8 protein-coding genes and 1 pseudogene are annotated in these 13,504 nt (G+C 39.3%); 2 read left to right on the top strand and 7 right to left on the bottom strand.

Annotated elements, in window-relative coordinates; translation table 11 throughout:
• Positions 1 to 80: 80 nt before the first annotated feature.
• From ACQ4LT_RS00680 to ACQ4LT_RS00700, 5 genes are all read right to left on the bottom strand, one after another.
• Complete coding sequence (locus ACQ4LT_RS00680; protein ID WP_445664073.1) at positions 81 to 3,017, bottom strand: PAS domain S-box protein; 2,937 nt, start codon at positions 3,015 to 3,017, stop codon at positions 81 to 83.
• 921 nt (positions 3,018 to 3,938) lie between these two features.
• Positions 3,939 to 6,107, bottom strand: a complete 2,169-nt coding sequence (locus tag ACQ4LT_RS00685; RefSeq protein WP_445664074.1) for a PAS domain-containing sensor histidine kinase — start codon at positions 6,105 to 6,107, stop codon at positions 3,939 to 3,941.
• On the bottom strand, positions 6,034 to 7,161 hold the full coding sequence (locus ACQ4LT_RS00690; RefSeq protein WP_445664075.1) for a PAS domain S-box protein: 1,128 nt from the start codon (positions 7,159 to 7,161) through the stop codon (positions 6,034 to 6,036). Before ACQ4LT_RS00690 ends, ACQ4LT_RS00685 begins: the two co-directional genes overlap by 74 nt.
• A gap of 281 nt (positions 7,162 to 7,442) precedes the next feature.
• Entirely contained in the window at positions 7,443 to 8,270 is an 828-nt protein-coding gene (locus tag ACQ4LT_RS00695) for a DUF4382 domain-containing protein (RefSeq protein WP_445664076.1), read from the bottom strand.
• Between the two features lie 224 nt (positions 8,271 to 8,494).
• Positions 8,495 to 9,331, bottom strand: coding sequence for a DUF4382 domain-containing protein (locus tag ACQ4LT_RS00700; RefSeq protein ID WP_445664077.1), 837 nt, complete (start codon positions 9,329 to 9,331; stop codon positions 8,495 to 8,497).
• A 394-nt stretch (positions 9,332 to 9,725) separates the two neighbouring features.
• Here ACQ4LT_RS00700 and ACQ4LT_RS00705 point away from each other — a divergent pair, with 394 nt between their 5' ends.
• Positions 9,726 to 11,201, top strand: coding sequence for a histidine kinase dimerization/phosphoacceptor domain -containing protein (locus ACQ4LT_RS00705; protein ID WP_445664078.1), 1,476 nt, complete (start codon positions 9,726 to 9,728; stop codon positions 11,199 to 11,201).
• 52 nt (positions 11,202 to 11,253) lie between these two features.
• Here ACQ4LT_RS00705 and ACQ4LT_RS00710 read toward each other — a convergent pair whose 3' ends face one another.
• Both ACQ4LT_RS00710 and ACQ4LT_RS00715 read right to left on the bottom strand, forming a co-directional pair.
• Positions 11,254 to 12,504 carry a glycosyltransferase gene (locus tag ACQ4LT_RS00710; RefSeq protein ID WP_445664079.1) on the bottom strand — a complete coding sequence of 417 codons (1,251 nt, stop codon included), beginning with the start codon at positions 12,502 to 12,504 and terminating at the stop codon, positions 11,254 to 11,256.
• Between the two features lie 2 nt (positions 12,505 to 12,506).
• Positions 12,507 to 12,881 (bottom strand): hypothetical protein, encoded by a 375-nt coding sequence (locus ACQ4LT_RS00715; RefSeq protein ID WP_445664081.1) that lies wholly within the window; start codon positions 12,879 to 12,881, stop codon positions 12,507 to 12,509.
• Positions 12,882 to 13,276: 395 nt separating this feature from the next.
• Here ACQ4LT_RS00715 and ACQ4LT_RS00720 point away from each other — a divergent pair.
• Positions 13,277 to 13,420 (top strand): annotated as a pseudogene (locus ACQ4LT_RS00720) (transposase); the annotation flags it as partial.
• Positions 13,421 to 13,504 lie beyond the last annotated feature (84 nt).

Below are 13,504 nucleotides of genomic sequence, written 5' to 3' on the forward strand. Positions count from 1 at the left end.
GCTGGAACCCGCTAAGTTGTTAATGTACACCGAAACCTGAATTTAAGGGATGAAAATTTGTTCATATGAATCTTATATAACTAAACAGGCTTGCGAACTGTAAAATAAAACGTACTCCCTTCGCCTTCTTCTGATTCTACCCAAATTTCCCCACCGTGTTTTTCTATGATTTTTTTTGATACCGATAATCCAATTCCCGTTCCGGCATATTCATCCTGGGTATGAAGGCGCTGAAAGATCGTAAAAATATTATCCTGAAACTCTTCCCTTATACCAATACCGTTATCAGAAACGGAAAACTCCCAGTAATTATCAGTCTCTTTTGAATCAATCGTAACTACGGGTTTTATGTTGGGGCTGTGGTATTTGACAGCATTGTTAATTAGATTTTGAAAAACCTGCTGAATTGGGGTTTTAGAGGCCTTAATAACCGGAAGATTGTTGAATATAATGTCAGCCTCATTTTCCTCAATAAGGGTCTGTTCCAGTTTTGTTATTTCTTCTAACAGATCATTTAGATCTACTTGCTCACGTTCAAAATCATTTTGATTCATTCTTGAATAATTAAGCAGATCCAAGATAATACGCCGCATGCGATGAGCTCCGTCAACAGCAAAATTAATATACTGCTGTGCTTTGTCGTCGAGTTGATTGCTGTACTTTTGTTCCAAACGCTCAAGGAAGCTTGAAACCATGCGAAGGGGTTCTTGCAGATCGTGTGATGCCACGTAGGCAAATTGTTCCAACTCTTCATTGGCGGCTGCTAACTCATCGGCGCGTTCTTCCAATTCTTTATTAAGCTGTTTAAGTTGCTCATGGTTTTCTTTTTGCTCAGTGATGTCGCGAAAATATACCGATAGTCCGGTTTCTGAGGGATAGGCACTTACTTCAAACCACTTTTCCACCCCGGGATAAAATTCTTCAAAATTGACCGTAACCTGCTCGTCAACTGCTTTGTGATATTGGGTATAAAAGTCGAGTTCGATAGCATCATCATAAACATCCCATAAATTTTTGCCGACAATATCTTCACTGGATGTACCCAAAACCTGTTCGGCGCGCTTATTCCAATAGGTGACGATCCAATCTTCATCTACAGCAAAAAAGGCATCGCTGATACGCTGTAAGGTTTCTATTTTATCACGTTCAGCTTCTTTTTCTGCGGTGATATCCTGAACGGTACCTTCGTAAAAGGAACGACCATTGCTCCTTGTGTTTATACTGGCAATAACATGTAGCCATTTTTGGGAGCCGTCCGGTAGTACAATTCGATGTTCAAGGTTTAAAGGGACGCCATTATTAATAGCCTTTTCATCTTGTTCTAAGAAATCTTCGCGATCTTCCGGATGCATCCTTTCCAAAAGAAGATCAAAGGTGATATCCTTATTGGGACTAAACTCCCAAATTTTATAAGTCTGATCCGACCAGTAAATATCGTTGGTTTCTAAGTTCAGCTCCCAATATCCGAGCTTGGCAATATCCTGGGCTGATTTTAATTTTTTGTTGGCTTCTTTGATTTTCTCTTCTGCTTTTTTCTGCTCGGTGATGTCGGTAAGGGAGCCAACAATAACTATGGTTTCTCCATTTTCTATCAGTGGGGCCTCATTGACGCGGACCCATATTTTTTCACCATTTCTTTTTTTTAGCTGTAATGAATAGGAAGGTTGAGTTTCTCCCGTTTCGATTGCTCGCTGTGTATGTTTTAACCCTTCTTTGTTTATAGGATGGTCAGTGATGAATTCGGTCCATCGCTGTTTGGCCTCTTCAGGGGGATATCCCAGAAACTCTTGTGCTTGCGGACTTACATAACTGAGCACGTGATCGGTATCGTGCCGGTAAAACATATTGGTACTATGTTCTACCACATCACGAAATTTAAGTTCTATTTCTTTACGTTCGGTGATGTCTTGAGTACTACCAAAAATTCGCACGCATTGTCCATTTCGAAACTCAGGTTCTCCGACGGCGCGAACCCAGCGTTCATTATTCTCAGCAGTGATAATTTTCAGCTCAAGATCAAAAGGGGCTCCCTTTTGTATAGCTTGTTCAACGGCATCAGTTATTCGCTTCTGATGTTCCCCCTCTTTATAAAAATTGATAGCTTCTTCTAAATCGGGATTAAAATCGTCGTCTACTTCATGCAACTTTTTTATAGCATCCGACCAGAAGATCTCTTCATTAATTAAATCAAGCTCCCAATGACCAATATCTGCTATTTTATATGCTTTATCGCGCTGGCGCTCGGCTTCTTTTTCTTTAGATATATCCATCATGAGCCCGCGCAGATGATCGGGTTCACCATTAGTTGTAATAACGGTTACATAATCCCGAAGCCATACGATTTCATTATCGGCATCAAGCATGCGATATTCAAAGGAGTGGTCTATACCTTGTTTGGTCTTATCCCGACAAAAATTTATAGCTTGCTGGCGATCATCAGGATGGATATGCTCTTGCCAGAAGTTGGATTTGCTGAGCCACTCTTTCGGATCGTATCCCAGCAATTCTTTTGCCTTCGAGCTTATATATTGGAATTCAAAGGTATCTGCATCGGCTTCCCATACGATACCGTTAACCGATTGTATTAGAGACTCATACCGATTGCGGGTTTTCTCGAGTTGAGCGCTTTGTTTTTTGTGCTCTTTGTAGCTGGACATTTCACGGAGTATGGCAGGTCCCAACCGGCTCAAATTTTGTTTTGTTACATAGTCTGATGCTCCTTCGAGAATAGCATTAACAGCTTTCTCTTCACCGGTAGATTCGGATATTAAAATAAAGGGGAGGTAAGGATGATTGGCTCGGACGATGTTGAGTGCTTCGGTTCCGGGTAGGGAAGGTTGCTTGTAGTTACAGATGATAAGGTTGGGGGGATTACTTTTGAGACGTTTTTTGAGTTGCAGCTCTTTGGAAATAACGTTCAGCTGTACAGGTATATCAATTTTATCCAGCTCGAACTGGATGAGATTAACATCGCTCTTATTATCCGTGATAAGTAGAATTTGGGATACCCTGCTCATGTCAAATGTCCCGCTGTTGGAAGACCCACTCTTATTAACAAACCTTAAGATTCTTTAATATGATTATAAAGCACAAATGGTATTTGTCCAAATTATTTTAAAAGGGGAACAGGTCGGCTGCAGGGTATCGAGGTCTTAGATAAGTTTTTATCCTCATGGGCTTGAAGTGATCAATATATTGTGGACTAAATGGAAGCGCTTGAGCATAAAGTGGACAGTAGGAAGGGGTTCCGCTTATTTATTCGAATTCAAAAAGGTGGGTTATGCATGGAAAGGAAGTAGAGTTAACTATCGCATGTAACTACTACTTTTAAACTGAGTGGGTTATTATATAATAGATCAGAAATTATCCGCAGGAATTCCTGTTAGGCTTCGACATGTTTGTTGTTTGCATGCTTGTTTTTCGCATGATATAGGTCTATAGCCTTAAAAGCTTTAACTAATGCTTCTTCGGTATATATACCGCTGGCATAAATATTTTTTTTACCGTTCGAAAAAATTAGGAATGTCGTTCTTGAGAATTGATCAAAACGTTTATTAACCTTACGAAATCCCCTGTAGCAATCTGTTTGATAAAATTTCCTGAATTTTTGATCAGTGTCCATGATATATTGTCCTAAGTATGGAAGTACTGCTATAATTAGAGAGCTATATTGCTATAGTTAAATATACGATTGCTGATTGTCGTAATATGCAAAGAGGTAATAGCCTTTTAGCAGGTTAATGATAAACACTTATAGATAATAAGCACATTATTCCATTAAGGGAAATTAATGTTTGTAAATGGTCGTTAATTCTTAATTTAACGTTGTATTCAATTGCAAGAGTCTTACCGTGATCGAAAGTTAAATGTGATCTTATATCATGGGTGACAATGTTATAAGAAAATGAAAAGTCACAAATTATAGATGTTTGCAAAACTTATATATTGGAATGCGCTCCTGTCACTTTTTGGCTGAATGTGAAAGAAATGGTAAAACCTCCCTCGGTATGGACCTCATATTCTGCCTGTAATTGCTTAAGCAACATATTTACAATGGTAAGTCCCAAGGTTTCAGAATTTTCAAAGGCAGATTGGCTAAACCCTCTACCATTATCGCTGTAATAGATTTTGTAGGCCTCGTCAGCACTCTTGGTGATTGTTAAATTAATAAGGCCATCCTGTTTATCTTTAAAAGCATATTTGAGTGAGTTTGTCAATAGCTCGTTGAGCAACATTCCCAGGGGAATAATTTCATTTATATTCATGTCGATATCGTCTACATCAATATTTATGTCGATCTGATCTCTTACCTGTAGAGTGTCGGTTATAGTATTGGTAAGGTCAGAGATATACTCTTTAACATTAACCTGCGAAAAGTTGGAGGCCTGATATAAAAGTTCATGAACTTTCGCGATAGAATGAATTCGGTTTATGCTTCTTTCTAATGGAAGGCGATTAAATTCTTCGTTGGATAATTCATCCAGCTCCAACGAGAGGATTCCGGAAATAATAGCTAAGTTATTTTTTACACGGTGGTGGACTTCTTGGAGTAACACTATATTTTCCTTTTCCGCTTCCACGCGATCAGTAATATCTATTGCGCTGCCGATTACATAGGATTTTCCATCCAGGTTAATTCGACTCCCATTCATGTAATAGTGATGTTCTTTATTATCACCACCAACTAATACGGTTTCGAGTTCTGCGTATCCCTCCTGAAAGGCCTTTCCAATAAGTTTTTTGGCCTTGTTTTTTTCTCGTGGTGCTACCAGTGTTAGAGCGTTCGTCTCTTGCAATTCCTCTGAGGTTAAGTCAAAAAGCCGTTCTACATTCTTATTGGCTCTTGCAAATGTTAAATCTTTGCCGACCATATAGAACAGACCCGGGATACTGTCTAAAATATCATTAAGGAGCGAAACTTGCCTGTTAATATTTTGTTCTAATTCTTTTTGATTGGTAACGTCCAGCAAAATGGTATCCCATTGTATGGTGCCGTCCTCGAGTTTTTGAGGGATGCCTCGGCCGTGAATCCATTTCTCTTTACCGCTGGGGGTCTCTATCCTCCATTTCTGATCCCAAGGTGTGAGCTGATCAGCCGATTTTTGAACGGATTCTCTAACCATATCAATATGATCATCAACAATTTGCGACCATAACAGCTCAGGCGAATCCATCACCTGTTGCGGGGTTACTTCATGTAACTCCTCAACACCCTCGCTGACAAAAACAAACTCATCGCTGCCGTCAGGATACAACCGATATCGATGTATTATACCGTCTATATTATTTGCGATGTTACGCAGCTGAGCTTCTTTTTCCTGGAGTTCTTGCTGTGTTTGTTTTCGTGGGGTAATATCTTTGAAATACACCGATAGCCCCTCTTCCGAAGGATAGGCACTCACGTCGAGCCACATTTGTTGTGGTGGATAAAATGCTTCAAAGTGTACCGTGACCTGTTCCTCAACGGCTTTATGATATTGGTTGTAAAAATCTAACTCTACAATTTCTTCATAAACGTCCCAAAGAACTTTCCCGATAATATCTTCTCGGGGCATACCCAGAATCTTTTCGGCCCTGGTATTCCAATACGTGACGATCCAGTTGTCATCCATAGCAAAAAAACCATCGTCAATACGTTCGAGAATGCGAGTTTTTTCTCGTTCTGCCTTCTTTCTTTCTGTGATATCTTGGGCAATACCATGCAGATGTGTAACCTCTCCTTTCTCATTTTTGATTGGAATACCCTCGAGATGAACAAATTTTTCGTTCCCCTTTTCGGTAAATAGCTTTGTGTCAAAACTATAGGGAATGCCGTCACTTAACGCCCGTGAGATACGTTGCTGAAGCAGCCGTTGGGTATCCTCGGGGACATATGAAAAAAGTTCTTCATAGGGTGGAGGCCCTTTTTGAGGATCGCGGTCGTAGATTTCATATACCATATCAGACCATGTTATTTGTTCTGTCGACGCATCAAAAAACCAATCTCCGATTTTCCCAATCTTTTGAGCTTCTTCCAACCGGTCGCGCTCCCGTTTAAGTTGTTGTTCTGTTTCTACTTGTTGGGTTATGTCTTCTTGGATGGAAAAGAACTGTATAACGTCCCCCATTTTTATTGGTGATGGGGGTAACGTCCATTTTTAACCAGTAGGGTTGACCGTCTTTGGTATAATTTCGTATTACTTCGGAAAACGACTGTTGGCTATCAATTTTGTGAGCAATGCGTTTTACGGTTTTAGGGTCAGTATTTGGACCTTGCAATAAATTTCCGGGATTCTTTCCCTTTGCCTCTTCTATTGAGTAGCCGGTAATGTTTGTAAAAGCCTTGTTAACCCATTCAATGCGTTCATCTGAATCGGTGATAATTACCATGTTGCTTGTCTGTCGGGCTACTCTTGACAGTTTGTTGAGCTCATCCTGTTGTGTTTTCAGGTCCGTAATATCGGTTAAGGAACCTATGATTTCTGTCGTTTTTGCATTCTCTACGACAGGTGATTCGTTTACTCGAACCCATATTACTTTTCCATCTTTTCGTTTCAATTGGAGTTCATATGGTGGTTGAGGCTCTCCCGTTTGTATTGCTTTTTCTGTGTTTTTCAGGCCCTCCTTGTTTTTAGGATGGTCAGTTAGAAAATCAGTCCACTCTTGTTTGGCCTGTTCAGGAGGGCATCCTAAAAATTGTTCTGATTGGGGACTTACATACGTAAGTTTATGATTGGGATCGTGCCGATAGAACATAATGGTACTATGTTCTATGATTTCCCGAAATTCTTGTAATGTTTTTTGAGACTGTCTTTTGTCTTTCCGTTGTGCTGTAATGTCTTGGGTGCTGCCGAAGACTCGCACACAGCGACCATCTTCTATTTTGGGTTCGCCAATTGCTTTAACCCACCTCAAATTGCCTTTGGCTGTAATAATTTGGGATTCAACGGTAAACGGCTCGCCTTCTTGAATAGCTTTCTTAACAGCCTTTAGTACTTTAGAGCGATGTTCGCCTTCTTTATAAAATGAGAGGGCGGCCTCTAAGGTTGGCTCATAATCCAATTCCACTTCATGGAGCCGTTTCAGCTGATCAGACCAGTGGAGATCATTATTCTGGACGTCGAACTCCCAATGCCCAATGTTTGCCAGTTGATAGGCTTGTTTTTTGTGAACCTCATCCATAAAATCCTCCTATTTAAAATAGCAGCGTTCCCCAAAATAGGATTTACATCTATTTACAATTATGTGGCATGTACCATAATAGATTTTGCCTTTAAATCCAATAGGTAGCCATAGAATAACCTCCTATAAGCTATTATAATTCGTATTTGTTTCTTGTTTTCTGTGTCAAGAATATGGTCACCTGCCAAGAGAAAGGATGACCAGTACAAGATATATAAATAGAAAAGGCCCGCACTTAATGAAAAGTGCGGGCCTATAAAATGATAAATAGAACTTATACGTTAGTTCTGCGGTACGTCGACCGTTCCAATATTATTCGTTGATCCAGCAGTGATATCTTTATCCTCAACTGTAGTTGAACTGTAGTTTTCGTCATTTCTTGGGTTGACTGATATGTCATAAGTACCTTCCTCCAAGCCAATAAGCTTGAAATAGCCATCGGTGGTGTTTGCTATAGTAGATGCAAGAGTATCGGGGTTTGTTGCATTGACATCGTCTATAGCATAAATAACAGGTTCAGCTTCAGGGGGATTGACCGTACCTTCAATATTCCCGGTAATAGCTTTTTCCTTTGCTTTTATTGTGGGCTTTAATATATATGGATTCTGATCATTTTGACCGGCCTCTACAACAGATTTGCTGGCATCAAAATCCAGCAGCAGGACATATTCAATGTCTTCTTCAATTTCTGCATTAATATTGAGCTTTATACCTGTTTGCGGACCGCCGGGTATAAACATATCGTAAGTACTGCCATCCACTTCGACACTGTGGCCACTTTTAGTCAGGATTAGTCGAATTTGCGGGTAGGTCCCAGCTTCGAGTTCAGCGCTACCAATAACAGTGGTGGCTCCATTAGTAAGCTCCAGCAGATCATATTCCTGCTGCGGTTCGTTTAACGTGACCCAGCCATCCGGGCTGCCTACTCTGTTTACTTCCACGCGTTCAATGAACACGTTTACGGCATCGGCAGAATCGATCGGGGCATCAGCCATCTCAACGGTCATCGTACCTGATCCAGAATCGGAATCCGTACCACAACCGACAAACATCATAGATAAGCCTATGAGTAGTGCAATGGGTAAAAGTGTTATTCTTTTTAGTAACATAATATAAGTTTTTATTGAGTTGAATTGCTTCAGGTATCTTTTCCCTACTTATATGACGACCGTAAAGGCGAATGGTTACATGATTATTTCGCTAATAAACTGCACTAAAATTTAATATGGATTTGGTTCAGTAAGGATGTAGACTCCTGAAATAAAAAAGGCCTACAATGCTATTTGCAGGCCTTTCCTTGAGGGCTAAAAAAGCTTCTGTATGAGAAGCATCTTTAGTTTTGGGACAACTCAATTATTTCTAACTCAGCAGTTCCACCTACGGCTACGTCAACTCCTGTGATATCCTTTGGTTGGTAGTTTGTATTCGTAGGATTTACTGAAACGTCATAGGTACCTTCTTCCAGACCGATAAGTTTGAATGAGCCGTCATCCGCATTCGCCTTTGTGGAAGAAAGCGTATCAGGATCTGTTGCATTAATATCGTCTATTGCATATACAAACGGTTCTGCGTCAGCAGGTTCAACAGTTCCGGCAATATTTCCAGTTACTGCTTCATTCGTTGCGCTAACTACTGGCTTAAGTAGGTATTCTATGCCGCCGGACTGCTCGTTTCCACGTTCGACCACAGAACGACCAGCTTCAAAATCGAGCAGCAGGGTATAGGTAATGTCAGGCTCAATATCAGCATTTACATTTAGCTTAATACCTGTTTCTGTTCCACCTGGGACAAACATGCTGTGCTTTTTGCCATCGACGACCACACTGTTGTTTTCCCTGCTTAGAATAAGTCGGATTTGTTCATACGTTCCGGCGGGCAACTCTGCAGATCCGAGAACAGTTGTGGCACCGTTGACAAGTTCCAACAAATCATAGCTTTGCTGGGGACTGCTTATTTCCACCCAACCGGTGTCCGTGTCAGCATTATTTACTTCAACGCTTTCTACAAATACGTTGACTTCGTCATAATTAGCGGGAGCATCATGCATTTGTACTTCCAAGGTACCGGTTTCGCCGCTTGTCCCGGTCCCCGATCCATCACATCCGACCAGGATAATTGACAGCGTTAACATAAGTGCTATTGGAATACTAAGTAGTTTCTGTTGTATCATAATATTATTGGTTACTTGTAAATTGTAAAGAATGGTTTTATGATTTATTTCGTCCATATGACGAGCTTTACAGCCAATCGTTACAAAGAAATTTTATTTAATTTTGGAGTAATTGTTATAGAGATGCTGACCATAAATAAACTCACTATAAATCATTAATAATTTTAATATTCTACCGGGTGTTGGTTATGTCCATTTTGCAAGTAAGATACTTTTATTATTTGTAGAGTTGGGAAATAGAGTCGAGAACTGATTCATTGGGTCATCTGAAAGTCACGTGGCATGCTAAATATTAATAATTTTTAATATTTAGGAGTTATTAGTATGTTTTTACGCAAATTTTTATAAGGCATTTAGGAGTGCTTTGAACAATTAAATATTCGGGTAGTATTAGATGGGAGATCTAAGAAAGAAGGAATTTGTGTATTCCTTTTTATTGCGACTATTCTCAGTTGCAATGGGAATAATGCTACTGTTGCCAATAGAAGCGGGCGCAAGCATTTCTGATTCGACGGAGGTGAAATCGGTATCCGAAGCATTGATTGATGCCAATAACGATGGAGAATTCGATTTTCTGAATCAATATATTACCGTTTCTGGCAGAGCGTCGGTAGCGTCATCAGTATTTAGCGATCAGAACTTGACGGTGTATATACAGGATACCAAGTCGGGCATACTTGTATTTTCTGATACGCTAAAACAAGAGATTACCAGCGGGGATAGTTTAATTGTAGCGGGCAAATTGGAACTGTATTATGGAAAACCGGAAGTAGTTGTTGACAGTTTGAGAATTGTTCAAACTGATTCGCGAAATCCAACTCCTATTCCTGTTCAGGATGCCTTTAAGAGCCCCAAACGATATTTGGGGATGCTTGTAGAAGGGGAAGCAGTTGTTACACGCAAAAACATGAGCTCTGATTATACATCCTTAACCATATCTCATTCGGATACGTCTGGCTCTTCTCTGACGGTTTTTGTAGATGATGCACACAGTTATCGGCAGGATTTTAATTTCGATATGCTTCGTGTTGGGGATCGTATACACATAACAGGAATTATGGATACCTATACGTTCCAAGAATCAGGAAATACAATCTATGAAATCCTGCCTCGAACTCCGGAGGACTTGCAATATTCGGGAATGCCCCAAAGGTATGTTATGCTTCTGCTTTGGGGAGCGGGAATCCTGATCCTAATTATTGGAGGATGGGTATGGTCACTAAAAAAACAAGTTCGCTCCCAAACGAAAGATCTACAGCAGGCCCTTGAGGATAGAGCAATTCTGATGCAGGAAATCCATCATCGCGTTAAGAACAATTTGGCTATGATTGCTGGGCTTTTGGATTTACAAATGGATACAACCAGTCTCGAAGAAGTTAAAGATAAATTAGAAGACAGCAAGTCTCGCATACAATCGATGGCATTAATCCACGATAAACTCTACCAAACCGAATCATATCGATCGGTACGTCTTGATAACTATCTTCAAGAACTGGTTGAGGCTATTTACCAAACATTCTCTGATAAGCAGGAGGATGTTGAGCTACGTTTTTCACTTGAACCATTAGAAATGAAGGTTGATAAAGCCGTAACCTGTGGATTGCTGGTTAATGAACTGGTCGTTAATGCATTTAAACATGCTTTTGATTCGAAGGATCAAGGTATGTTGAAAGTGGAGCTCAGCAAACATCAAGATAAAGCAACTCTCGTCATATCAGATAACGGGCCTGGATTACCCGATGATTTTGATAATAAAACTGACAGTCTGGGATCTCTGCTTATTGATACGTTTGCATCCCAGCTTGAGGCAGAACGGGATATTGAAAGTGAAAATGGAAGTACGTTCACATTTCGTTTTCCATTGAACTAATTAAAAGAGGATAAATTCATTTTTGGCTTGTTTTTTCACATCTTCTCTATAATTAAAATCCTTTACGCTTCATATCTCCCCAACTATAGTTTGCATCGAAAAACTCTTTTATGTGTGCATTGACCACAAAATAAATAATGATGGGTCGATAATATATGATATCGAAGAATGCAATGAGGTACAGTTTCCATCTACCACCGTAGTCAAAAGACGTTACCATTTTCTTAAACCCTACGGTAAGTAATACAACGTTATTAATTAAAAACAGGGAATATAATGCTAATAAAAATAGCAATGATACAGATAAGGAGAGTTCATTTATAAATAACAACGAAGCAAAAAACATACTCCATCCCAATAATTCTATCCAAGGGAATATCACATCTAACATATAAAAATAGGGGATCATATATCTTTTGACAGATCTACTTTTATCCATCTTCCCTTTATATTCCCACATATCATTTAATAATCCCCGAATCCATCTCATTCGTTGTTTATGTAGCACCCCTACCGTTTCGGGTGCTTCCGTAAATGATAACACATCGTTTATGAACTGAACCTTTCCTCCTTCTGCATGAATCCGCAGTGTCAATTCAGAGTCTTCAGTGATCTTATTTCTATATCCACCTATATCTTGGATATATTTCTTATTGAAGAACGAACACGCCCCCGACATGATAATTGTCCCATTAATGCTGTCCATGGACATCTTCAGCATCACAAATGTCCGTATGTACTCTAGCATTTGAGATAGAACCAGCAGATTATTTGAAACGTTTCTATCTACTAATACACCATCTTTGATAATACAGTTATTTACGAATCCAATACCAGCGGTCATCGCAACCGTATCTACTCGCTTCTTGCTAACCAGTGTTGATATAGTGCTTGGCAAAATAAAGGAATCGGCATCTACTGCCAGTATCCAACCACCTGTTGATGCCTCAATTCCCCGATTAAGTGCAGAATGTTTTCCCCCATTTTCTTTATGAATTACCTTTAAATTACCGTAATCATTATTATCAATGAAGTTTTTCACTTTTTGAAGCGTGTTGTCTGCACTTCCATCATCAATTACTAACACTTCAAAATCGTGATAATCTTGTTTTAATGCTCCCTGAATACAAGATATAATAGATTTTTCTTCATTGTATGCAGGAATTAGTATGCTAACTTTCGGATTAAAATCGAGGTCTAAGTCCTTTTTATCATTATATCTTAGGGCTCCTCGTAATATTAAAAAGACCTGAAAAGCTGTTACAATAATTACGTAGCCAAGTATCCACCAAAAAAGGTTCATAGTTATTTAAATAAAAATGTTTTCCGCACTTTTAGAATAGCATAATACCCATCAATACCGTCAACCATCGAGTTTCGATATTGAATACCTGCACCTATTCCATAATTATTTACTTTCCCAAAAGCTCTATTCATCGATACCTCAGATGCCAGCCATCGTTGATAAGGCTGTTCTACATCATATGATATGCCATTCCAGTTGAGGAGATACCAATGTTCATTAAAGCCCCAGTGGAAATTTACTGATCCCCCATAAAATTCTGTATTACTGTCAAGTCCTTTGCCTGCCCCGCCTTCAAGTGTGAGGGCTCTGTATTGCGCATTTGCTGTTATACTTATTATCAAAAAGACTGATAACAAGAGTAATCGAATATTCATACTCCCCTTTTGTTTATTTATAAACTATATAAATTGTCGATCTAATATATTTTATATATTCACAATTAGTGAATTATGTTTTTTTAATAAATACAGAGATGTAAAAAGGATTCCCTTATACACTTGATTAGGGTAAATACAGAGAGCTATTTCCTATATGCGTGTGGTTAGAATATTCTTCAATTATCGGTAGTTAGAAATACAAATTTGAGACCAAGGGGAAATGAGTTGTCTCTTAAAATTTATAGGGTCACGAAGTGAATTAGCACCATGAAATAACTTCCTATTTCCCTCCAACACTACTTTGTAGTATTGACCTCCTCCCTAAAAACTGGTCCACTGTAAAGTAGAGTTTTCGGGCAATTGTGCTAACTTACAACCAAATCATAATTGCCATGAAACGATCAAAAATTACCGAATCTCAGATTGTCTTTGCGCTCCATCAGGCCGAGACCGGAACCAAGGTTGGGGAAGTCTGTCGTAAGATGGGCATCAGCGAGGCAACCTTTTACAATTGGAAGAAGAAGTTTGGTGGGTTGACCTAACCTATAATTATCTCAACTAGATGATAGTATAAATCTTTATGTTTCAAGGAATAAGTGTCTTAAATAAAGATACAAAGA

Source organism: Fodinibius sp. AD559 (assembly GCF_052712805.1).